Genomic DNA, 23768 nt, shown 5'->3' with positions numbered 1-23768 from the left:
GGGACTGCAATGCTGCGTACGTTAGCTGTTGTTGTATTATCGCTGGCCGCTGTAGGAGTTGGTTTCTGGGGCTACCAGGAGCATAAGGAAAAAAATGCAATTTTAATTAATGCGGAAAACAACTATCAGCGTGCCTTTCATAATTTGACCTTTGGCATAGACCGCATCCATGATCAAATTGGAGCCACTTTGGCAATGAATTCCCGTAAGTCCCTTTCGCCAGCCCTTGCGGATGTATGGCGCTTGACCTCCCAGGCACAAAGCGATGTGGGGCAGCTGCCATTAACACTGCTGCCGTTTAACAAAACAGAAGAACTGCTTGGCAGTATCGGAGAGTTCAGCTATAAGACAGCTGTTCGGGACTTAGACAAGGAGCCGCTTACGGATAAAGAATATGCCCGCTTGAAAAGCTTATATAAGCAATCGGGCAATATTCAAAATGAATTAAGAAAAGTTCAGCATATGACACTAAAAAATAATTTAAGATGGATGGATGTTGAACTGGCTTTAGCTACCGAAAAAGAAGGGGAAGACAATACTATTATTGACGGATTTAAAACTGTTGAGAAGAAAGCGGAGGGCTACAGCGAAACAAATACGGACCCGCTTCCAGGCAATACCAATCAGTTGAGCGCCAATTACTTAAAAGATAATAAAGGCGCGCCGATTTCTAAAAAGGAAGCACAGACTAAAGCACTAAATTACATTCAGATGAAACAGGTGAACGATATAAAAGTAACAAAGAGCGGAAAAGGTTCGGATTTTTCTTTTTACAGTGTTTACATGAAAAATAAATATGGCGAAGAAGCGAACATCGATATAACAAGAAGGGGCGGTTATCCGCTTTGGTATATCGTGGACAGGGAAATAGGAAAGCAGAACATTAGTTTAAATGAAGCTAGTGATAAGGCGGTTGCTTTTCTAAATCGTCACCAAATGAAAGGGCTGGTACTAGATGACAGTACCCAATATGATAATGTTGGCGTATTCGCTTTCGTAGGCCAGCAGAGCGGTATTCGTATATATCCTGATGCAGTGAAAGTGAAGGTAGCCCTTGATAACGGACAGGTGATCGGGGTAACGGCAAATGAATATTTCGAAAATCACCATAACCGAAAGCTAAGCAAGCCGGCGTTGACCGAGAAGGAAGCGGAAGAGTTTATTAACCAGCGAGTGAACATTCAAGAGAAGAGGCTGGCGGTTATTCAAAATGAGCTTAACCAAGAAGTACTCTGTTATGAGTTTTTAGGCACCCTTGGAGAAGAAACGTATCGGATTCTTATCAATGCCAAAGACGGCACCGAGGAGCAAGTTGAAAAGCTGCGCCAAGTGGAACCAGTTTATGACAACCTTTTATAAAAATGCCAATTCAGGCGTTATTCTATTGCCTTTTCACTAATCACCCTCTATAATTCGAAGAAAGAATGGGTGTAATTACCCATCGGGGAAGGAATTAGGTGGGTGATAAAGATGATTGAAACAGGGATGCAGCTGCTGCTGTTTTCTACAGAGCAGGAACAGGAAGAGCAATATCGCTGCCGGGTGGCGGATACTGACGAGGGAATGATCCTCATCGATTATCCGGTGAATATAAGCACAAACCGTTCCACTTTTTTTGTGGATGGAACGAGACTGTCGGCTGAGTTTGTTGACCCGAAATATTCCTCGGCCGTTTATGCCTTTACAACCGAAGTAGCAGGACGGACGAAGAGGGATATTCCGCTGTTAATTCTTCGCGATCCTGGACCGGAAAAGTATGTCCGCATTCAGAGACGTAAATTTGTCCGTGTGCAAATCCCGGTTGATGCAGCCATTCACTTCGAGAACTCGGCTGCCTTTACGGCTGCAACAGAGGATATTAGCGCTGGCGGAATCGCCGTTTCTTTACCGGAGGGCATAGAGGTGAGCCATGGAGACCAAGGCAGGATTTATCTTTCCTTGCCGATGCAATCAGGCGAGCATCATTATTTTGAAATAATGGGGCGGGCTGTCCGGGTGCGCACAGACGATAAAGGGCGTAAATTTGTTTCTGTGGAATTTGTCAATCTTGAGGAGGCAGAGCAGCAAATCCTGCTTCGCTTCTGCTTTGAGCGTCAGTTGATTATGAAAAGAAAAGGATTAATTTAATGACCTCCTGCCAGCCGGCAGGCTTTTTTTTGGAGAAATAATCTTACTCCTTATGATAGAATAAGGAGAAAAAATGTTTAGAAGGTGAACGCCATGAAAAAACAAATGCAAATCGCCATTGATGGCCCAGCTGCTGCGGGGAAGAGCACAGTAGCGAAAATCATTGCTGAAAAACTATCCTATATTTACATCGATACTGGTGCTATGTACCGTGCGCTAACGTATAAAGCCCTCCAAGCCCAGGCCGATTTGGAAGATGCGGACGAGCTGCTGCAGCTGCTCCGGGAGTCCGTTATTGATTTAAAACCGGGAGAAGCCGGTCAACTCGTATTAATAAATGGCAAAGATGTGACAGATGAAATCAGAACGAGCGAAGTGACAAATTCAGTTTCTTTCGTTGCCAAGCATGCGCCTGTGCGCGAAGAGATGGTGAAACGCCAGCAGCTGTTCGCTGAAAAGGGCGGAGTGGTCATGGATGGGCGCGATATTGGCACTCATGTTCTTCCTAATGCAGACGTAAAAATTTTTCTGAAAGCAAGTGTCGAAGAACGGGCAAAAAGAAGGCATTTGGAGAATATTTCTAAAGGATTTTCCTCAGATATAGAGAAATTAAAAGAAGAGATTATTCTCCGGGACAAAAGGGACTCAGAGCGTGAAGCTGCACCGCTGAAAAAAGCGGAAGATGCGATAGAGCTGGATACAACTTCCTTGTCCATTGCGGACGTAGTTGACCAAATCATCTCAATTGCGAAAGAAAGGGAACAGGCATGGTAACATTTTATACAATCGCCAGATCAGTCGTGAAATCGGTGCTGATGCCTCTCTACCGCATAGAAGTTCGCGGTATCGAGCATTTTCCGAAAGAAGGCGGCGTACTTTTGTGCAGCAATCATATCGATAATCTCGATCCTCCGGTTGTAGGGATCACAGCCCCGCGGCCTATCCTATTCATGGCAAAGGAAGAATTGTTTAAAGTTCCTGTTTTCGGGAAAATGTTAGCTAACTTAAATGCCTTTCCCGTAAAAAGAGGAGCGAGTGACCGAGAAGCTTTGCGTAAGGGTCTGAAGTTTTTAAAAGAAGGAAAGGTATTAGGGCTTTTCCCCGAGGGCACCCGTTCAAAAACAGGGGAAATCGGTGAAGGGATGGCAGGAGCAGGCTTTTTTGCTTTGCGCACAGATGCGCAGGTGGTGCCGTGCGCCATCATTGGTCCTTATAAAATGTTCCGCAAGGTGAAAGTGATTTACGGTCCTCCGATTGATATGGAGGAATTGCGCAGCCGCAAAGCAAGCGCCGAAGAAACAACCGCCGTTATTATGTCTCATATCCGCCGTCTAAAAGAGGAAGCCTATTAAAAGCATACTGCTTGACAAATGTCGGCAATTGTTAGAAGTTAGTAGAAAGAATATTTTATCAAATAAATGTAAAGCAGTTCTGTATTAAGGAGGAGTACATATGACAGAGGACATGAATCAAGTAGAAGTGAACAATTACGCAGTGGGCGATAAAGTGCAAGCAACTGTAGTAAAGGTGGAAGAAAAACAAGTTCAGGTCGAAATTGAAGGAAGCAAAAAAGACGGTATCATCCCAATCAGCGAACTGTCCAGCCTTCATGTTGAAAAAGCTACTGACGTAGTAAAAGAAGGCGACAAGCTTGAGCTCCAAGTAACAAAGGAAGAGGATGACCTCTATGTTCTTTCCAAGCGAAAAGCAGATGCCGAAAAGGCATGGGAAGAAATGCAAAAACGCTTCGAAAACGGAGATGTATTTGAAGCGGAAGTCAAAGAAGTGGTAAAAGGCGGTCTTGTGGTTGATCTCGGGATTCGCGGCTTCATCCCTGCCTCTTTAGTTGAAGATCATTACGTAGAGGATTTTGAGGATTACAAAGGAAAAACAATGAACTTTAAGATTGTTGAGCTTGATCAGGAGAAAAACCGCTTAATTTTGTCTCACCGTGCTGTAATTGACCTGCAAAAGTCAGAAAACAAAAAGAAAGTCCTTTCCGAAATTCAAGCAGGCGACGTTCTTGAAGGGAAAGTTCAACGCCTTACTGATTTTGGCGCGTTCGTTGACATTGGCGGCGTAGATGGGCTTGTTCACATTTCTCAATTGTCACATGAGCATGTAGAAAAGCCGTCTGACGTAATCCAGGAAGGCCAGGAAGTCAAAGTGAAAGTCTTATCTGTAGACCGTGACAGTGAAAGAATTTCCTTGTCCATTAAAGAGACGCTTCCGGGACCTTGGGCAGATATTGCTGAGAAAGCTCCAGTGGGCGCTGAATTAACAGGCACAGTGAAACGTCTTGTATCTTACGGAGCATTCGTGGAAGTTTTCCCTGGAGTAGAAGGGCTAGTTCACATCTCGCAAATTTCTAACCGGCACATCGGTACTCCTCATGAGGTTCTGAAAGAAGGCGAGGAAGTAAAGGTGAAAGTGCTTGATGTTAATGAGGAAGAAAACCGTCTTTCATTGACAATGAAGCCATTTGACGAAGAGCCGGCGGCAGAAGAAAACGAATCTTACAGCATGCCTGAAGAAAATACCGGCTTTCAGCTTGGTGAAATGATTGGCGATAAGCTGAAAGGGTTAAAACGGGGCGAATAAGAAGAGCATATAGGCAGTCTGCTCTTTTTAACAGGGTCAATATAGAAGAAGCTAAGTTCGGATCTGTTTAAATAGATCCGTTCTTCTGCTTTTTGAACCTATAGTATAAGAAAACGGTGATGAATAGTGACGAGGGCACAAAGAAAACGGGATCATATTAAGTATGCGCTTTCAACCGGCCAAAGCAGGCGGACCGGCTTTGATGATATCGAATTTGTCCATCAGAGTCTTCCGGACACATCGCTAGAAGAAGTATCGATTCAAACAAAAATTGGCGGACTTTCATTAGGTTCGCCGATTTTTATCAATGCAATGACGGGCGGCGGGGGAAAAGACACGGAGAGGATCAATGGTCAGCTGGCTGTGGCGGCAAGAGAGGCAGGAGTAGCGATGGCGGTCGGTTCTCAAATGTCCGCTTTGAAAAACCCCGAGGAAAGACAGTCGTTTGTAATCGTTCGCAAGCTGTATAAGGAAGGAATCATTTTTGCCAATCTTGGCAGCGAAGCAACGGTGGAACAAGCGGAGGCAGCGGTGCACATGATTGAAGCTGATGCGCTGCAAATCCATTTAAATGTTATTCAGGAATTAACTATGCCGGAAGGGGACAGGAGCTTTAAAGGGGCGCTTGAACGAATTGAACGGATTGCCGAGATGCTGCCTGTACCCGTGTTTGTGAAAGAAACCGGCTTTGGCTTAGGAAGAGAAGCGGCAGAAAAGCTCGCAAAGTTGCCCGTTGCTGCAATGGACGTGAGCGGATTCGGCGGCACTAATTTTGCTGCTGTGGAAAACAAGCGCCGGGCAAATAAGCTGGACTATTTTAGTCACTGGGGGATTCCGACTGCTGCAGCTATTATAGAGTGCGCCGCAGTGGACGGCGGGCCGGATGTAATTGCCTCCGGCGGACTTCAACACAGCTTGGATGCCGCCAAGTCGCTCGCCCTTGGAGCGGCCGCGGCCGGAATGGCCGGTACCTTTCTCAAGGTGTTGATGGACGAAGGGCCAGAAGCTTTAAGAGATGAATTGTTTGCTGTACATAATGACCTCAAGCTGATTATGTGTGCGGTTGGCGCAAGGAGCGTGACGGATTTGCGACAAGCTCCTCTTATTATTAAGGGAGAGACTTTTCACCGTCTGCATGTTCGCGGATATGAGCCGGCAGCCTTTAGCCAAAGATAGAAAAGCAGCGGTTATTTTCAAAAACACAGGATTATAGTTGCTTGCCATCTGGAATATTGATAAAATGAACGAGTTCAGAAAAGCCCTTCTCCTGCTAGAAGGGTTTTATTTGTACGGATGGAGAAGCTAAAACAGAGAGAATGTATGCATGGAAAGGGTGAACCAAATGGTGAAACCAGTTGTCGCGATTGTCGGCCGTCCGAACGTCGGAAAATCAACCATTTTTAACCGGATTGTCGGTGAAAGAATTTCAATTGTTGAAGATGTTCCAGGGGTTACGAGAGATCGCATATATAGTACAGGTGAATGGCTCAATAATGAATTTAATATTATTGACACTGGCGGAATTGACCTTGGAGACGAACCGTTTCTAGAGCAAATTCGCCAGCAAGCAGAAATTGCTATTGACGAAGCAGATGTCATTGTTTTTTTAACGAGCGGCCGCGAAGGAGTCACAACAGCGGATGAGGAAGTGGCGAAAATACTATACCGCTCGAAGAAACCCGTAGTATTAGCCGTTAATAAAGTGGATAATCCCGAAATGAAAAGCCAAATTTATGATTTTTACGCCCTGGGCTTTGGCGAGCCGTTTCCGATTTCCGGTGCGCATGGGATCGGGCTTGGAGATATGCTTGACGCTGTAGTCGGTCATTTTCCGGATGCCGAATCAGAAGAATACGATGAGGATGTCATTAAGTTTTCCTTGATCGGCCGTCCAAATGTCGGGAAATCCTCCCTGGTAAATGCTTTGCTCGGGGAAGACCGGGTCATTGTCAGCGATATTGCAGGGACGACAAGGGATGCCATTGACTCGCCTTATGAGTATGAAGACCAGGAATATGTCATTATTGACACGGCCGGTATGCGCAAAAAAGGAAAAGTCTACGAAACGACGGAGAAATACAGTGTGCTTCGTGCGCTTCGTGCCATTGAACGTTCAGACGTGGTTCTTGTTGTATTAAATGCCGAAGAAGGCATTCGGGAACAGGATAAACACATTGCCGGCTACGCCCATGAAGCTGGACGGGCTGTGATTATTGTCGTCAATAAATGGGACGCGATTGAAAAAGACGAAAAAACAATGAAGGAATTTGAGGAAAAAATCAGAAGCCATTTCTTATTCCTTAGTTATGCGCCAATCGTCTTTCTTTCAGCTAAAACGAAGAAGCGGGTACATACGCTCCTTCCAGTGATTAACCAGGTCAGCGAGAATCACAGCATGCGCGTTCAATCGAGCGTCTTGAATGATGTGATCATGGATGCGGTAGCCATGAACCCGACACCTACGGATAAAGGCAAGCGCTTGAGAATTTATTATGCAACCCAGGTAGCGGTCAAGCCGCCGACCTTTGTTGTCTTTGTGAATGAACCAGAATTGATGCACTTCTCTTATGAGCGCTTTTTGGAAAATCGCATTCGTGAAGCGTTCGATTTTGAAGGAACGCCGATACGTATCCTTTCACGGGCCCGAAAATAAAGAAAAGCTGGTGAATATTCATGAGAAATAAAGAGAACATTGCAATGCTTGGCGCAGGCAGCTGGGGAACTGCACTTGCTATTGTCCTTGCTGATAATGGCCATGAGGTTTGCCTGTGGACAAAAAACGAAAGCCGTGTAGAAGAAATCAACGAAAAGCATACGAATCTGCAGTACTTGCCGGAGATTCAGCTGCCTGAAACTATACGGGCTTCAAGCTCAATAGAAACGGCATTAAGAGGGACGGATATAGTGGTGCTCGCTGTTCCCACGAAAGCGATCCGTGAAGTGCTTCAGTTAATCAAAAGCGTCCGGAAAGAGCCGTTTACAGCTGTTCATGTAAGCAAAGGAATCGAACCGGACACACTGATGCGGATATCAGAAATGATCAGAGAAGAACTGCCGGAGGAGCTCTGCAAGGACATCGTCGTACTTTCGGGCCCGAGCCATGCCGAAGAAGTCAGCTTGCGCCATCCGACGACGGTAACCGTGTCTTCAGATAATATTGATGCTGCGGAAAAAGTTCAGGACATTTTTATGAATCAGCATTTTCGTGTGTATACCAACCCGGATGTGATCGGCGTTGAAATTGGAGGGGCATTGAAGAATATTATTGCCCTCGGAGCCGGTATTTCTGATGGTCTTGGATATGGGGATAATGCAAAGGCAGCTTTAATTACGAGGGGACTGGCGGAAATTGCTCGGCTTGGCACTAAAATGGGTGCTGATCCGCTTACTTTCTCCGGCCTGACGGGGATCGGCGATTTAATTGTGACATGTACAAGCGTCCACTCACGGAATTGGCGTGCTGGGAATATGCTAGGAAAAGGGCAGAAGCTTCAAGACGTTCTTGACAATATGGGAATGGTGGTAGAAGGTGTGCGAACCACAAGAGCTGCCCGGCAGCTTTCGCTGAAATATGGAGTGGAGATGCCTCTCACCGAAGCCCTGTATCAAGTTTTATTTGAAGGGAAAGATCCTAAAACAGCGGTGGACGAGTTAATGGCCCGGATGAAAACCAATGAAATGGAAAGTTTGGTTGACATCATTGACCGCAATCAAGAGAACTAGCTAACGGGCGTTTGTATAATCACCGTTTAGACTGCAGTCATATAATGAAATGAATAAGCCAGCACTTAATAAATTGGCGGCCGTTACAGCTAAAGCAGCTTTTGCTGCTTTGGCTCTTTTTGTGCGGCTGGATGGTCCATGTTATGTTATAATCATGACGAAAAGAAGAGAGGCTTCGGCGGGAGCTTCCAAGGTAGAATGATCGATCAAGGAAAGGGGCAATAGAAGATGTCAGCATCCATGATGAATATGTGGATCTCTTTTATAGGAATGGGTTTAATGATCCTATCGGTTTTTGCCATCTATGTAAGCCGTTATAAATTAAAAAATGGTTTTTTGAAAGCCATCTCTGCTCTTATAGCTTATGCTTGTATGATTATTGGCGGATTGATTATGGTGTATATTGTATTCAGCGGTCCAGCTTGAAGATTGAAGGAGAGAGTCAGCGAATGAAGAAACTAGCAATTGTGCTTATCGTCACCCTTGTATCTGCTTTTATGAGCGGCTGTATGTTCCCGGATGACCAGCGCGCAGAAAATAAGGTGCCTTATGAGGATCAAATTCGGACGGTTCAATCGGCAGTTGATCAATTCAAAGAGGCAAATGGCGGAATCTTGCCGATTAAAACAAAAGAGGCGGATACCCCGCTTTATGAAAAGTATCCAATAGATTTTAAGAAGATTGCACCGCAGTATATGGCTGAACCTCCGGGGAATGCCTTTGAGTCAGGAGGCGTTTTCCAATATACGCTCGTGAATGTTGAAAAAAATCCAACGGTCAAACTAATTGATTTGCGCATGGCTGAGCAAATCAGAGACGTTCAATTGCGCATTCAGTCGCAAGGGTATCCCCCTTTTAAAGATAAAATCGCCAATAATGTATTTTCATTAGATTTCAAAAAGATTGGCTTTAAAGAAGAGCCTTATGTTGTCAGCCCGTATACCCAGCAAAATTTGCCGCTTGTCATCTCAGGTGATGGCCGGATTTATGTAGATTACAGCAGCGATTTATATGCAGCGCTTAAAAAATCCAAAGCAGAGGCAAAGCAAGGGGAAGATATCCGGACATTGCTCTTGGAGGATTCGCCGTTTGCCCCTGGATTTTCCCTTCCGTATACGGTAAATGACAAAAATGAACCGATTTTTATGGTTAAGTAAAGAGAAGCCGTCCATTTATTGGATGGCTTCTTTTATTTTGTAGGAATATTTTTCAGTCATATAAAAGCAGGACAACATCATACAATTTACTGTAGGAACGATACCGCTAATAAAAAAAGCAAACAATAAAGTCGGGAGGGAATTTCTTGGAAAAAGCAGATATTTTTAAAGATATAGCTGAACGGACGGGTGGAGATATCTATTTAGGAGTTGTCGGGGCGGTCCGTACGGGGAAATCCACGTTCATAAAAAAATTTATGGAACTGCTAGTTCTTCCTAATATAGACAACGAAGCGGAAAAAGCGAGAGCGCTTGATGAATTGCCGCAGAGCGCAGCAGGCAAACAAATTATGACAACTGAGCCTAAGTTTGTGCCCAATCAGGCCATTTCTATAAATGTGGATGAAGGACTTTCAGTAAATGTGAGGCTTGTTGATTGCGTTGGTTATGTCATTGAGGGCGCTAAAGGGTATGAAGATGAGAATGGACCGCGAATGATTCATACGCCTTGGTTTGAAGAACCGATTCCTTTTCATGAAGCGGCGGAAATCGGGACGCGCAAAGTGATTCAGGAACATTCCACCATCGGCGTGTTGATCACGACTGACGGAACGGTTGGGGAAATTCCAAGAGCTAATTATTTAGAAGCGGAAGAGCGGCTTGTAGAGGAATTGAAAGAAGTCGGGAAACCGTTCATTATGATTGTGAACTCGGCGCGTCCTCATCATGCCGAGACAGAGAGTCTTCGAGAAAGCCTTGCTGAGAAATATGATATTCCAGTAGTTGCCATGTCAGTTGAGAGTATGAGAGAAACAGATGTTATGAGTGTCCTGCGTGAAGCTTTATTTGAATTTCCGGTGCATGAGGTGAACGTGAACCTGCCGGGATGGGTCATGGTGCTGAAAGAAAATCACTGGCTGCGCGGCCATTATCAAGAGGCTATTAAAGAAACCGTGCAGGATATTAAACGCCTTCGGGATGTTGACCGGGTGATCGGACAGTTTGATCAATATGAATTTATTGAGAATGCCGGCTTGGCAGGAATGGATATGGGGCAAGGTGTGGCAGAAATCGATTTGTTCGCCCCGGATGAGCTGTATGACCGGGTGTTGAAGGAGATTGTTGGGGTGGAAATCCGCGGAAAGGACCACCTGCTGGAATTAATGCAGGAATTTGCCAATGCTAAAACGGAATATGACCAAATTGCCGACGCCTTGCGCATGGTGAAACAGACAGGATACGGCGTGGCAGCCCCATCGCTGACAGATATGAGCCTGGATGAGCCGGAAATCATCAGGCAAGGCTCACGCTTTGGAGTAAGATTAAAAGCGGTCGCTCCGTCTATCCATATGATTAAAGTGGATGTAGAATCTGAATTTGCTCCAATCATCGGAACAGAAAAGCAAAGCGAGGAGCTTGTTCGCTACTTAATGCAGGACTTTGAAGAAGATCCGCTGTCGATCTGGAATTCCGATATCTTCGGACGGAACTTGAGCTCTATTGTAAGAGAGGGGATTCAGGGCAAACTTTCGCTTATGCCGGAAAATGCAAGATATAAGCTGAAAGAAACATTAGAGAGAATTATCAACGAAGGATCAGGTGGCATGATTGCCATTATTTTATAAGTATTTATTTGCGGACTTCCTTTAATGGCAGGGGAGTCTTTTTTGTTTTTTTGCCCCAAACCTAGAAAGAATGAGAATTATTAAGGGATTCTGCTTGATATGGCATTTCTTATGTGATAATCTTTTAACAGAATTAATGTGTGAAAACATTGATTTAAAAGCTTTTCTCATTTTCTATGTATAAAAAATGAGAAAAAAGCTCAGGAATGAAAGTAATGGTAGATGATACAGACTTTCGTTGAAACCCCCTTTGGGAGGAGGTGAATGGCATGAACAAAACAGATTTAATTAATCAAGTTGCAGAAACAGCAGAATTATCCAAAAAAGATGCTACTAAAGCGGTTGAAGCCGTCTTTGATGCCATCCAAAACTCATTAGCAAGCGGAGACAAAGTTCAACTGATTGGTTTCGGAAACTTTGAAGTACGTGAGCGTTCTGCACGCAAAGGGCGTAACCCGCAAACTGGAGCAGAAATCGAAATCGCAGCGAGCAAAGTACCTGCATTTAAACCAGGGAAAGCTTTGAAAGATGCGGTTAAATAACTACATAGCCTAACGGCTACAAGAGAGGCCTTTTTGGCCTCTCTTTTTTATATGGCGAGGCTTGAGTCGGCGGATGTTTCTTGACAGATTCAGAAAAGGAAGCGTAAATCTGCCGTCATGCTGAACAGGCGCTTCCGCTTTTCGTTCAGTTATGCTACTATTTAGTGAGTGTTTTAATTTTACGATGGATAGAGAGGATTGTAGAGGATGGCTGAAGTGAATCGTGCTCAAATTGAAGAAGCAGTTCGTATGATTTTGGAGGCAGTCGGAGAAGATCCAAACCGTGAAGGATTAATTGATACACCTAAGCGGGTAGCTAAGATGTATGAAGAAGTTTTCTCCGGTTTAAATAAAGATCCAAGAGAGTATTTTGAAACGATTTTTGGAGAAGATTACGAAGAACTCGTGTTGGTGAAAGACATTCCTTTTTACTCTTTGTGTGAACATCATCTAGTTCCTTTCTTTGGGCATGCCCATGTGGCATATCTTCCGAAGAATGGCAAAGTAACAGGACTAAGTAAATTGGCAAGAGCAGTGGAGACAGTAGCCAGACGTCCTCAATTGCAGGAACGGATTACGGCTGAGGTGGCCGATGCCATCATGGAAAAGCTCCAGCCGCATGGTGTAATGGTAGTGGTGGAAGCAGAACATATGTGCATGGCTATGCGCGGAGTGAAAAAGCCAGGGGCTAAAACGGTGACAACGGCGGCGCGCGGCAAGTTTGCTAACGATGTTCATTCACGCTCAGAGCTATTAAATTTAATTAAAGGCTGACGGAAGAGAGGTTGAGGGTCGAATGAAGAATAATCAGAATGACTTTATTATGATCCGTGCAGTTGAAGACGGAGTGAATGTGATTGGTTTAACAAGAGGATCCGATACCCGCTTTCACCATTCGGAAAAGCTGGATAAAGGAGAAGTCATGATCGCTCAATTCACGGAGCATACTTCGGCCATTAAAATTCGCGGCCGCGCTAAAATTGTTACAAGTTTCGGTGAAATGGAAAGCGGAAATGAAGCGTAAGGGGTATACGAGATGAATGAATGGCTTGAAAAAAAAACAATGATCAAAAAAGAAGTGCAGCAGCGACTTTCTTATCCGTATTTAAGAAAGTTTATTGAAAAGCCGGAGATAGATGAGGTGCGGCTGCTCGCTTTAATGCTGCCTTTTACGAAAGAACAGCTGTCGTTGAACGAAACGGTAAAATATATTACAACAGCCACCTTAATTCAAATCGCCCTTGATACCCATGAAAAAGTAACGGCTTCATCGAATGAGATTGCAATTGATCAACAGCTGACTGTGCTTGCCGGTGATTATTTTAGCGGACTATATTATCAAATCCTGGCGGAATTAAAGGATATTCGAATGATTCGGGCGCTCTCCGATGCGGTGAAAAGCATTAATGAAAATAAAATTGTCCTTTATCAGCAGGAGCACCAATCTATAGAGTCATTAATGGCCAGCGTCTGTAAAATTGAAACGGAAATTGTCGAACGCTTTTACACAGCTTTCCGTTTTCAATCGGCTTTCCCGCTTGTTTCCCGTTTGCTTTTTGCCAAACGCCTGCTGCGGGAAAAGCAGAGCTTTCTCGAGAGTGGACACGCCTTGACTGCTCAAGCGATCGCAAGCTTAGTGCACCGGCAAGGAGATCCTGCTTTATTGCTGGATAACAGTTCGAGAATTGTGCAAGTGTACGACCGGTATATCGATCAAGCCAAAGAAGAAGCAGAGAAGATGTTAGACTACCGGAGTCCTGCTCATTTCGGGGAGCAGTTATATGGCAGGCTGTATAATGAGGTCTTTAGAAACATAACATATGCGGAAGAAGGTTAAAGAATGCAACAAACGAAAGAAGAAAAAGTCCATGGCGTGTTCGAAAAAATTTCCTCTAATTACGATCATATGAATTCTTTAATCAGCTTTCAACAGCATAAGCGCTGGAGAACGAGCACGATGAAAAAAATGAATGTCCCTGAGAAGGCTTCCGCCTTGGATGTATGCTGCGGAACAGGGGACTGGACGATCGCTCTGGCCGAGGCTGTCGGGCCGGAAGGACGAGTAGTCGGACTCGATTTCAGTCAAAATATGCTGAATGTTGGCAAACAGAAAATAGAGGAAGCTGATTTAGAACAGGTGAAGATGATCCAGGGAAATGCCATGGAACTTCCATTCGATGATCATACGTTTGACTATGTGACCATTGGTTTCGGGCTTCGCAACGTTCCGGATTACATGCAGGTACTTCAGGAAATGCATCGTGTGTTGAAACCGGGAGGGATGGCTGTGTGCCTGGAAACTTCCCAGCCGACCATGCTCGGCTTCCGGCAACTATATTTCTTATATTTTCGTTTTATCATGCCGCTGTTTGGAAAATTGTTTGCGAAAAGCTATAAAGAATATTCCTGGCTTCAGGAATCTGCCCGCGATTTCCCCGGAATGAAAGAATTAAAGCAAATGTTTGAACAGGCAGGGTTTGTCGATGTCAGCTATATATCGCATACCGGCGGTGTAGCAGCAACCCATATTGGTTTTAAACAAAAGTAAATAAGCTGGGTGGAAAACATGAAGTTAACTATGCTGTATTCGTTTCTAAAAGCGGATATTGACTTAATCGAAAAAGAATTAGAACGGGCGATCTCCTCTGCTTCTCCTTCATTGCGGGATGCATCGCTTCATTTGCTGCAGGCAGGCGGGAAACGGATTCGGCCGATTTTTGTCCTGCTTGCTGCTAAATTTGGCGAATACAACATTGAGCGGGTAAAGAATATAGCGGTGGCCCTCGAGTTAATTCACATGGCTTCACTTGTTCATGATGATGTAATTGACAATGCGGAACTCCGGCGCGGCCAGCCGACGGTTAAAGCAGAATGGGATAACCGGGTGGCGATGTACACGGGCGACTATATTTTTGCCAGGGCACTTGAGTATATGACAGACATCGAGAGTGTCGAGGCTCACCAGATTTTGTCGAATACGATGGTGGAGCTATGCATTGGTGAAATTAATCAAATTAAAGACAAATATTGCTTCGATCAAAATTTGCGGGACTACTTGCGGAGAATTAAACGCAAGACAGCGATCCTGATTGCCGCGAGCTGTCAAATAGGTGCCATCTCTGCCAATGTCCCGAAAGCCGTTCATGAAAAGCTGTTTCAATTCGGCTACAACGTCGGCATGGCTTTTCAAATCACGGACGATATACTTGATCTGACAGCTACAGAAGAAGAGCTAGGCAAACCAGCGGGGAGCGATCTTTGGCAAGGGAATGTGACGCTGCCTGTTCTGTATGCGTTGGAGAATGAAGAGATGCGTGAAAAGATCATCCGAGTGAATAAAGATACGGTTAAAGCGGATATAGATGAAATTATCGGCTGGATCAAGCAAAGTGATGCGATCGACCGTTCACATGCACTCAGTCAGCGTTATTTAAGCCGGGCATTGGATATACTGGATGATCTGCCGGCTAATCGCACGAAAAAATCACTTCGGGATATTGCCAGATTCATCGGCAAACGAAAATATTAGTTTTTTTAGTGGAAACGTTGTCAACTTGTCCAATCAATGGTACTATTTTTAAGGATTGTTATTAAAAAATTTAATACATATCATAGGAGTGACTACAATGGAAAAAACATATTTAATGGTTAAACCTGACGGTGTGCAAAGAGGCCTAATCGGCGAAATCGTTGCCCGTTTTGAAAAGAAAGGTTTTCAATTAGTTGGCGCTAAACTGATGAGCGTTTCCAAAGAAACAGCTGAACAGCATTACGCAGAGCACAAGGAGCGCCCTTTCTTTGGGGAGTTAGTAGACTTCATCACTTCCAGCCCTGTATTTGCTATGGTATGGGAAGGCGAAAATGTGATCGCTACAGCCCGCCAAATGATGGGAGCAACAAACCCTAAAGATGCAGCGCCTGGCACAATTCGCGGCGACTTCGGCGTAACTGTCGGCAAAAACATCATTCATGGCTCTGACTCTCCTGAGAGTGCAGAAAGAGAAATCGCGATCTTCTTCAAAGAAGAAGAGCTAACAACTTACAACAAACAAATCAACGAGTGGGTTTACTAATAAAAACAAAAGTGTCTGTTTGGCCTTTAGGGGCTGGGCTTTGCACCTAGATAATGAAGAAAAGCTGCTGTCCTCGGACAGCAGCTTTTAGTTTGCCGGCAAAAGGGGTTCGGAAGGAATGTCCGTTTAATTAACCTCACTGGATCAATGCTTGGGCGGCCCGCTTCCGACTACAACTCTTCTGCCAAGTCATCAATAAAAGAGATATCCATCATTGCTGCCACTTGACGAACCAGATGATTTTCTGGCACAAGCTGTTCTAGAGCGATCCGATCTATTTGGTCCGTTGGATGGAATCGTGTTTCGAAAGACTCTTCCTCACCTCAAGCATTTTGTACGGCTGCCCGACCTTTGCAACCTCTGTTGATTGGAATGGAAGGTGCGCAGACTCCTGCGGGATCAGCGGGATAGATGAGACCCCGCAGGCGCTTTTGCGGCGAGGAGGCTCATTGCCCGCCCCGCGGAAAGTGAAGCGCCTGGAATGGAAATCAACAGCCCCCATTCACAAGCAAATAAAAAGACTGGAGACAAACTTCAATTTTCATTGAGTTTGTCTCCAGTCTGAACTAGCAGTTTTTCTAATTGTTCTTTAATTTTCTAAAAAAGTTTTCCCCGCTGCATCAGCCTCTTCGTTATAATAGGATTTATAGAGTGGTAACAAATGCCTATCGGCTAATTAGACTGGATTCAGTAAGTAGGGGGATAAACATATGGGTGATTATGAGCAGTTTATTGTCAATATTAAAAGAAAAACAGGCATTGATCTTAGTAAATACAAAGAGGCACAAATGAAGCGGCGCCTCACATCGCTGTATGAAAAAAAAGGCTGCCGTTCTTTTAAGGACTTTTTTGATTTAATGAATGCGGATGCCAACCTTCTTAACGAGTTTTTAGATAGAATGACGATCAATGTATCGGAATTTTACCGGAACGCCAAAAGATGGGAAGCGCTGGAAAAGAAAATTTTCCCGCGGCTGCTTTCGGAAAACAAACGGCTGAAAATTTGGAGTGCTGCCTGCTCAACAGGAGAAGAGCCGTATACAACAGCCATGGTTCTTTCCAGTTATTTGCCGCTGTCGCAAATTTCTATTGTAGCGACGGATCTGGATGCCAATGCCATTCAGAAGGCAAAGCGCGGCGTATATTCTGAGCGCTCATTGGCCGAAGTTCCATCAGAGAAAAAACGTCAATTTTTCACAAAAGAAGGAGATTTCTATACAGTCAGCGAAGAAGTGAAGAGAACCGTCACATTCAGAAAGCAGGATTTACTGGCGGATCGGTTTGACTCAGGCTTTGATTTAATTATTTGCCGCAATGTCATGATTTACTTTACCGAGGAAGCAAAAGATCAGCTGTACAAAAAATTTAGCGCTGCTTTAAGAAGAGGCGGTGTTTTGTTTGTTGGCAGCACCGAACAAATCTTTAATCCCGCAGAATACGGCTTTGAAGCAGAAGACACCTTTTTTTACCGAAAAACCAACTGAACACAGAAATAAAGGGCTTTCAAAAAGAAGGCCTTTTTCTTTATAATCAGCAAGATTTCGAAAAATCTAAAGAATTATGACAAATTTGACGGCGATTGTGGTAAAATTCTCAAAAAACATACTTAAGAAGTGCAGCAAATTCAAAAAAATATGTTATAGTAGTACATAACCGCTTTAACGAGTTGAAGGGAGAAAGTATAATGAGATATTTAACAGCAGGAGAATCGCATGGACCACAATTAACAACTATTATTGAAGGGCTGCCGGCGGGCATGCCGCTTGTGGCTGAAGACATCAACAAAGAGCTGAGCCGCAGACAAAAAGGCCACGGACGGGGTCGCAGAATGCAAATCGAAAAAGATCAGGCACAGATCAAAAGCGGCGTCCGCCATGGTTCTACGCTTGGCTCGCCTGTTACTCTCGTTGTCGAAAATGACGATTGGAAGCATTGGACAAAAATTATGGGCAGCGAACCGCTTGACGATTCTGAAGGAGAGGAAGTTAAGCGCCAAATTACCCGTCCGCGTCCAGGGCATGCGGATTTAAACGGCGGCATGAAATATGGCCATCGGGATATGAGAAATGTGCTAGAACGCTCTTCAGCCCGTGAAACAACTGTTCGTGTAGCCGCTGGCGCGGTTGCAAAACAATTGTTAAGACTGCTTGGAATTGAGATCGCCTCGCATGTAATTGAAATTGGCGGCATCAAAGCTGAACAGACAGCAGTGGAACATTTACAGCAGCTGCAGGAATTGAGCGAAAAGTCGCCAGTCCGCTGCCTTGATCCGGAAGCAGAAAAGAAAATGATGCAGGCTATTGATGATGCGAAAGCAAATGGCGATTCAATTGGCGGCGTCGTTGAAGTCATCGCTGAGGGCATGCCAGCAGGAATAGGAAGTTATGTTCATTGGGATAGAAAGCTGGATGCAAAGGTAGCGGCAGCAGTAATGAGCATTAATGCATTTAAAGGAGTAGAAATTGGCATTGGCTTTGAAGCGGCTGAGCGCTTTGGCAGCGAAGTCCATGATGAAATCGCTTGGAGCGAAGAGAGAGGATACTACCGGAAAACCAATCGGCTGGGCGGCTTCGAAGGTGGAATGACAACAGGCATGCCTATCGTTGTCCGTGGAGTCATGAAGCCGATCCCTACGCTTTATAAGCCGCTTGAAAGCGTAGATATCGATACGAAAGAGCCTTTTACAGCGAGCATTGAGCGTTCAGATAGCTGCGCGGTGCCGGCAGCTGCAGTTGTAGCTGAAGCAGTTGTAGCTTGGGAACTGGCCGCCGCCATTGTTGATCAGTTTTACAGTGACCGGATGGAGGCTTTATCTGCGTCATTAGAAGAATTCCGCCGTTACGCGAAGGAGTTCTAATGATGAGAGAGTTGATAATTGAAACACCAGGCCAATCGTATCCTGTGTATGTAGGAGAAGGGGCTTTAGACAAGCTCGCTCATTTGTTTAGCGATTCTTTAAAGGGGACAACGAAGCTCCTCATCATTGCGGATGAACTGGTTGCCTCTCTTCACGGGGACACATTGAAACAGGCTTTGCCTCAGCTGCCCTATGAATGGCTGACAGTTTCAAGCGGTGAAAAGGCCAAAACGTTTGCTTCATTTGAGAAGTGCTTAACGTTTGCTCTTGAAAAAGGACTGGATCGCAAATCTTGCATTCTGGCATTTGGCGGCGGCGCCGCGGGCGACTTAGCCGGCTATGTGGCCGCGAGTTACATGCGCGGGATTCCGTTTATTCAAATTCCCACAACTATTTTGGCGCATGACAGTGCTGTTGGCGGAAAAACGGCTATTAATCATCCGCTTGGCAAGAACATGATCGGCCATTTTCACCAGCCGGCAGCAGTGGTGTTTGATACCCGCTTTTTGCGAACATTGCCGCAACAGCAAGTACGTTCTGGCTTTGCCGAGGTAATTAAGCATGCATTGATTGCTGATTCTGCCTTTTTAAAGGAACTTCAGACGAATGTAAGCAGCTTTGAAGATTTATCAGCAGATTTTCTTTCTTACTGCTTGGAAAAAGGAATTCAAATTAAAGGGGAAATTGTTCGCCAGGATGTAAAGGAACAAGGGATCAGAGCCTATTTAAATTTTGGCCATACATATGGACACGCTCTGGAGGCTAAGCTCGGTTATGGAAAGGTTACACACGGAGAGGCTGTGGCAGCGGGCATGGTCTTTGCTTTGCATATAAGCGAAAGAAAAGCAGGGTTAGCATTTAATCTCAAGGGATTTATAACTTGGCTGAAGCAGCTCGGCTATCCGCTGGATTTGAATAAGGAGCTGCTGTTTGACGAACTATATGCGTTGATGGCCAGAGACAAAAAAACCATCGGTGAGAGCATCCGCTTTGTTCTGCTTGAAGAAGTAGGCCGGCCGGTTATCAAGCAAATGAGCCGGATGGAACTTGAGGAGGCCGATCGCTTTATAAGAGAGGAGGCTGCTGTATGATCAGAGGCATCAGAGGAGCGACGACGGTTAAACAAAATACAGAAAAAGAAATGATTGATTGTACGGAAGTGCTTTTGAGAGAGATGGTCCAGCAAAATAATTTGCAGCCTGAGGATGTTTGCTCGGTTTTTATTTCGGTAACAGACGATATTAATGCCGCTTTTCCGGCTAAAGCGCTTAGACGGCTGCCGGGCTGGGAGTATGTGCCAGTGATGTGCATGAATGAAATTCCCGTGCCGGGGAGTCTGACACAGTGCATCAGGGTGATGATGCATGTGAATACGAAAGCAGCACAGCAGGAAGTGAAACATATTTATTTAGAGAAAGCTGTCAAGCTGAGGCCTGATTTGCAAAAGTCAAGCCAATGCGGCCAGTTGAGCAAGTAACCAAAAGAAGGGGTTGTGATGAAGATGAAATGGAAACAACAAATTACCAATTTAAAAGCTTATCAGCCTGGACGGTCAATCGAAGATGTGAAAAAAGAGTATGGTCTTGAGAAAATTGTTAAGCTTGCTTCAAACGAAAATCCTTTCGGTTCATCCAATAAAGCAAAAGAGTGGGTGCAATCTTACGGGGCATCGTATGCTCTTTATCCGGACGGTTATACAACAGCTCTCCGTTTAGCTCTCAGTGAATTTCTCAAAGTAGATGAAAAACAGCTGATTTTCGGCAATGGGTCTGATGAGCTTATTTTAATTATTTCCCGGGCGATGCTCGAACCAGGAAAAAACACAGTAATGGCGACCCCGACTTTCCCTCAGTATCGTCACAACGCAACAGTGGAGGGAGCGGAAATACGAGAAATACCTCTTGTAGACGGTGCTCATGATTTAGAGGCGATGTATGCGGCGATCGATGCGCAAACGGCAGTTGTTTGGCTGTGCAGTCCAAATAATCCAACGGGTGTCTACATTAACAATGATCAACTCGTGCAATTTTTAAATAAAGTGCCGAATGATGTGCTTGTCGTTCTAGATGAAGCCTATTTTGAATACGTAACGGCTGAAGACTATTACAATGCATTGGACATTGCCAAGCAATATCCAAATGTGCTCGTTTTAAGAACTTTTTCTAAAGTTTACGGCCTTGCCAGCTTCCGGGTCGGTTATGGATTCGGCTCCGAAGAGGTCATCCGTGCCTTAGAACCTGTCCGTGAACCGTTTAATATCAATACATTAGGAGAAGGTGCGGCGTTAGCGGCTCTTTCTGACCAAGAATTCATCAAGAAATGCCGGGAAGAGAATAAAAAGGGCCTTCAGCAGTTTTATCAATTCTGTGAAAGCGAAAAGCTGGACTATTACCCTTCAGAAGGGAACTTTATTTTAATTAATTTCAATTGTGACAGTGACGAGTTGTTTCAATATTTAATGGAAAAAGGCTATATCGTTCGTTCAGGAAATGCTCTTGGCTGCCCGGGCGCTGTGCGGGTAACGGTCGGTTCACAAGAGCAAAATGAAGGAGTTATTCAGGCTATGAAGAGTTTCATAGCAGAAAAAGCGATTAGACAGTAGGTGCTGGTAGAGAATGAGGGGAACTGTATTTATTGCCGGGTTGGGCTTGATTGGCGGATCGCTCGCGAAGGCGATCAAAGCAGCCCACCCCCAGGCAGAAATCCTCGGATATGACATCCGAGCAAATGAAGTAGGCCTTGCAGAGGCGTTAAATATCATTGATAAAAAAGCAGGCACCTTCCAAGAGGGTGCTGAGCAGGCGGACTTGATTATTTTGGCTGTACCGGTTTTGCAAACAGAAAAGCTGATCAGAGAGTTAACTCAATACCGTTTAAAAGACGGCGTTATTATTACCGATACCGGCAGCACAAAGAAAAGAATCATGGATTGCGCCCGGGTTTTAGAAGAGCATCAAATTACTTTTATTGGCGGCCATCCGATGGCTGGCTCGCACAAGAGCGGCGTGGCGGCTTCGAAGGAACTTTTATTTGAGAACGCCTTTTATTTATTAACCCCTGGTGAAGGGGCGAACGAAAAAGAAGTAGCTGTCCTGAAAAAATGGCTGCAAGGAACGAAAGCGAAGATTCTTGAAGTTCCTGCAGAGGATCATGATCATCTGACCGGAGTTGTCAGCCACTTCCCGCATGTCATCGCAGCCTCTCTTGTCCATCAGGCTCGTAAATATAACAACAGCAATTCGCTGGTTTCCCGCCTTGCTGCCGGCGGCTTCAGAGATTTAACGAGAATTGCCTCCTCCAGTCCGGAGATGTGGAAGGACATTTCACTACATAATAAAGATGTGCTGCTGACCCTTTTGCATGAATGGAAAGCAGAGATGGAAAGAGTCATAGATATTTTGCAAGAAGAAAGCGCTCCGCTCCTCTTTGACTATTTTCATGGAGCGAAAGAGTTTAGAGACGAGCTTCCGGCAAAATCAATGGGAGCTATTCCATCCTTTTATGATTTGTATGTAGATGTTCCGGATTATCCGGGGGTTATTTCAGAAATCACCGGCTACTTAGCAGAGGAAAGAATCAGCATCACCAATATTAGGATTATGGAAACGAGAGAAGATGTGTACGGAGTGCTTGTAATTAGCTTTCAAAATGAAAAAGACCGGAAACAGGCTCGGCAATGCATTGAAAAACACACAAACTACGACTTATTTTTGGCATGAAGGGTGATTCGATGAAGGAACTAAAGCTGACAAATTCCCCGCTGAATGGGCGGGTGGAAGTACCGGGAGATAAGTCCATTTCCCATCGGTCTGTCATGTTTGGCGCCTTAGCAGAAGGCAGGACGACGATAAGGCACTTCCTGAAAGGGGAAGATTGCTTGCGGACCATTGATTGCTTTCGCAAGCTCGGTGTGGACATTGAAGAAACAGAGGAAGAAATCATTGTTCATGGGAAGGGATGGGGCGGTTTAACTGAACCTTCCGAAATTCTTGATGCCGGAAATTCCGGCACCACAACAAGGCTGCTATTAGGCATTCTTTCCGGCCGGCCTTTTCACTCTGTGCTGATTGGCGACGAATCGATCGCCAGACGGCCGATGGACCGGGTGGTGGTTCCTTTAACGGAGATGGGGGCTAAGATTAACGGCAGAAGCAACGGCCGTTTCACCCCTCTCGCTGTGGCTGGCTCCAGCTTGCGCCCGATTAACTACGAATTGCCGGTAGCAAGCGCCCAGGTGAAATCTGCGATCTTGTTTGCCGCTTTGCAGGCAGAAGGAGAAACGATTATTACGGAGCCTCAGCTTACCCGTGATCATACAGAAAAAATGATTAAGCAGTTCGGAGGGGACATTACAAGGCGCGGCAATGATATCGTCATAAGAGGCGGTCAGTCTTTTACAGGAACGGATATATATGTGCCTGGTGATATTTCATCGGCAGCCTTCTTCCTCGTCGCCGGCGCTTTCGTTCCCGGCAGTGAAGTGATCCTTGAGAATGTCGGCTTAAACCCAACAAGAACGGGAATTATCGATGTGCTTGTGCAAATGGGGGCCGATATCAAGGTGGAAGAAGCAAATACGGCTGGAGAGGAAATGGGAACTATTACAATCCGCAGCTCCAGCTTAAAAGGCATTGAAATTGGCGGCGATTTAATTCCAAAACTAATTGATGAAATTCCGGTGATCGCCCTGCTTGCCACGCAGGCAGAGGGGAAAACGGTTATCAAGGATGCTGAAGAACTAAAGGTAAAAGAAACGAACCGGATTGATACGGTAGTTAATGAGCTAAAGAAGCTGGGAGCAGATATTAAAGCAACCGATGACGGAATGATTATTTACGGCAAGAACCCATTAACCGGTGCTCGTGTTTCCTCCCATGGAGATCATCGCATCGGCATGATGCTCGCTGTTGCCTCCCTTGTTGCTGAAGGAACAGTAGAGCTTGAGAACGATGAAGCCATCGCTGTTTCCTATCCTTCCTTCTTTGAAGATATGGCTCAATTGACTAGCAAATAGTCAGGCTTTGTAAAAATGTAAGGCGAATTCAGAGACCTCACAGCCAAAC

At 45.0% G+C, this 23768-nt stretch carries 25 protein-coding genes; all 25 read left to right on the top strand.

Features of this window, described 5'->3' with window-relative positions:
• Positions 1-9 precede the first annotated feature (9 nt).
• The 25 genes from ypeB to aroA all read left to right on the top strand — a co-directional run bounded on the left by ypeB (position 10) and on the right by aroA (position 23719).
• Positions 10-1359, top strand: coding sequence for a germination protein YpeB (gene ypeB / locus B1A98_RS04230; RefSeq protein ID WP_063385645.1), 1350 nt, complete (start codon positions 10-12; stop codon positions 1357-1359).
• Between the two features lie 111 nt (positions 1360-1470).
• Positions 1471-2127 carry a flagellar brake protein gene (locus B1A98_RS04225; protein ID WP_063385646.1) on the top strand — a complete coding sequence of 219 codons (657 nt, stop codon included), beginning with the start codon at positions 1471-1473 and terminating at the stop codon, positions 2125-2127.
• A 93-nt stretch (positions 2128-2220) separates the two neighbouring features.
• A complete protein-coding gene (gene cmk, locus B1A98_RS04220; protein ID WP_063385647.1) occupies positions 2221-2901 on the top strand; it encodes a (d)CMP kinase in 681 nt (226 codons plus the stop codon).
• The gene (locus tag B1A98_RS04215) at positions 2895-3479 is read left to right on the top strand and encodes a lysophospholipid acyltransferase family protein (protein WP_041096983.1); all 585 of its coding nucleotides are present in this window, start codon (positions 2895-2897) and stop codon (positions 3477-3479) included. Before cmk ends, B1A98_RS04215 begins: the two co-directional genes overlap by 7 nt.
• A gap of 100 nt (positions 3480-3579) precedes the next feature.
• The gene (gene rpsA, locus B1A98_RS04210; RefSeq protein WP_063385648.1) at positions 3580-4728 is read left to right on the top strand and encodes a 30S ribosomal protein S1; all 1149 of its coding nucleotides are present in this window, start codon (positions 3580-3582) and stop codon (positions 4726-4728) included.
• Between the two features lie 126 nt (positions 4729-4854).
• Positions 4855-5904 carry a type 2 isopentenyl-diphosphate Delta-isomerase gene (gene fni / locus B1A98_RS04205; protein WP_063385649.1) on the top strand — a complete coding sequence of 350 codons (1050 nt, stop codon included), beginning with the start codon at positions 4855-4857 and terminating at the stop codon, positions 5902-5904.
• 166 nt (positions 5905-6070) lie between these two features.
• Positions 6071-7381: a ribosome biogenesis GTPase Der gene (gene der / locus B1A98_RS04200; protein WP_063385858.1), complete on the top strand. Its 1311-nt coding sequence runs from the start codon at positions 6071-6073 to the stop codon at positions 7379-7381.
• A gap of 20 nt (positions 7382-7401) precedes the next feature.
• Positions 7402-8451: an NAD(P)H-dependent glycerol-3-phosphate dehydrogenase gene (locus tag B1A98_RS04195; protein ID WP_063385650.1), complete on the top strand. Its 1050-nt coding sequence runs from the start codon at positions 7402-7404 to the stop codon at positions 8449-8451.
• 228 nt (positions 8452-8679) lie between these two features.
• A complete protein-coding gene (locus B1A98_RS04190; RefSeq protein WP_041096975.1) occupies positions 8680-8877 on the top strand; it encodes a DUF2768 domain-containing protein in 198 nt (65 codons plus the stop codon).
• Between the two features lie 23 nt (positions 8878-8900).
• Positions 8901-9608, top strand: coding sequence for a hypothetical protein (locus B1A98_RS04185; protein ID WP_063385651.1), 708 nt, complete (start codon positions 8901-8903; stop codon positions 9606-9608).
• A 146-nt stretch (positions 9609-9754) separates the two neighbouring features.
• Positions 9755-11233 (top strand): stage IV sporulation protein A, encoded by a 1479-nt coding sequence (gene spoIVA, locus B1A98_RS04180; RefSeq protein WP_041096971.1) that lies wholly within the window; start codon positions 9755-9757, stop codon positions 11231-11233.
• A 269-nt stretch (positions 11234-11502) separates the two neighbouring features.
• Positions 11503-11775, top strand: a complete 273-nt coding sequence (locus tag B1A98_RS04175) for an HU family DNA-binding protein (RefSeq protein ID WP_041096968.1) — start codon at positions 11503-11505, stop codon at positions 11773-11775.
• A gap of 207 nt (positions 11776-11982) precedes the next feature.
• A complete protein-coding gene (gene folE, locus B1A98_RS04170) occupies positions 11983-12549 on the top strand; it encodes a GTP cyclohydrolase I FolE (RefSeq protein WP_041096966.1) in 567 nt (188 codons plus the stop codon).
• A gap of 22 nt (positions 12550-12571) precedes the next feature.
• Positions 12572-12799 (top strand): trp RNA-binding attenuation protein MtrB, encoded by a 228-nt coding sequence (gene mtrB, locus B1A98_RS04165; RefSeq protein ID WP_041096964.1) that lies wholly within the window; start codon positions 12572-12574, stop codon positions 12797-12799.
• A 12-nt stretch (positions 12800-12811) separates the two neighbouring features.
• Positions 12812-13612, top strand: coding sequence for a heptaprenyl diphosphate synthase component 1 (locus B1A98_RS04160; RefSeq protein ID WP_063385652.1), 801 nt, complete (start codon positions 12812-12814; stop codon positions 13610-13612).
• A 3-nt stretch (positions 13613-13615) separates the two neighbouring features.
• Complete coding sequence (locus tag B1A98_RS04155; protein WP_063385653.1) at positions 13616-14323, top strand: demethylmenaquinone methyltransferase; 708 nt, start codon at positions 13616-13618, stop codon at positions 14321-14323.
• 18 nt (positions 14324-14341) lie between these two features.
• Entirely contained in the window at positions 14342-15304 is a 963-nt protein-coding gene (hepT, locus tag B1A98_RS04150; RefSeq protein WP_041096958.1) for a heptaprenyl diphosphate synthase component II, read from the top strand.
• Between the two features lie 97 nt (positions 15305-15401).
• The gene (gene ndk, locus B1A98_RS04145) at positions 15402-15848 is read left to right on the top strand and encodes a nucleoside-diphosphate kinase (RefSeq protein ID WP_063385654.1); all 447 of its coding nucleotides are present in this window, start codon (positions 15402-15404) and stop codon (positions 15846-15848) included.
• 710 nt (positions 15849-16558) lie between these two features.
• Positions 16559-17332 (top strand): CheR family methyltransferase, encoded by a 774-nt coding sequence (locus tag B1A98_RS04140; protein ID WP_063385655.1) that lies wholly within the window; start codon positions 16559-16561, stop codon positions 17330-17332.
• Positions 17333-17532: 200 nt separating this feature from the next.
• The gene (aroC, locus tag B1A98_RS04135) at positions 17533-18705 is read left to right on the top strand and encodes a chorismate synthase (RefSeq protein WP_041096952.1); all 1173 of its coding nucleotides are present in this window, start codon (positions 17533-17535) and stop codon (positions 18703-18705) included.
• Between the two features lie 2 nt (positions 18706-18707).
• Positions 18708-19796: a 3-dehydroquinate synthase gene (gene aroB / locus B1A98_RS04130; RefSeq protein WP_063385656.1), complete on the top strand. Its 1089-nt coding sequence runs from the start codon at positions 18708-18710 to the stop codon at positions 19794-19796.
• The gene (aroH, locus tag B1A98_RS04125) at positions 19793-20182 is read left to right on the top strand and encodes a chorismate mutase (RefSeq protein ID WP_041096948.1); all 390 of its coding nucleotides are present in this window, start codon (positions 19793-19795) and stop codon (positions 20180-20182) included. Before aroB ends, aroH begins: the two co-directional genes overlap by 4 nt.
• Positions 20183-20206: 24 nt before the next feature.
• Positions 20207-21307, top strand: a complete 1101-nt coding sequence (hisC, locus tag B1A98_RS04120) for a histidinol-phosphate transaminase (protein WP_063385859.1) — start codon at positions 20207-20209, stop codon at positions 21305-21307.
• A gap of 13 nt (positions 21308-21320) precedes the next feature.
• Positions 21321-22424 carry a prephenate dehydrogenase gene (locus B1A98_RS04115; RefSeq protein WP_063385657.1) on the top strand — a complete coding sequence of 368 codons (1104 nt, stop codon included), beginning with the start codon at positions 21321-21323 and terminating at the stop codon, positions 22422-22424.
• Positions 22421-23719, top strand: coding sequence for a 3-phosphoshikimate 1-carboxyvinyltransferase (gene aroA / locus B1A98_RS04110; RefSeq protein ID WP_063385658.1), 1299 nt, complete (start codon positions 22421-22423; stop codon positions 23717-23719). The genes B1A98_RS04115 and aroA overlap by 4 nt, the downstream gene beginning before the upstream one ends.
• Positions 23720-23768 lie beyond the last annotated feature (49 nt).

This window comes from Pseudobacillus badius, assembly GCF_002189605.1.
GTDB lineage: Bacteria > Bacillota > Bacilli > Bacillales > Domibacillaceae > Pseudobacillus > Pseudobacillus badius.
Note: the sequence above shows the minus strand (reverse complement) of the source record. Positions and strands in the feature narration are given on the sequence as shown.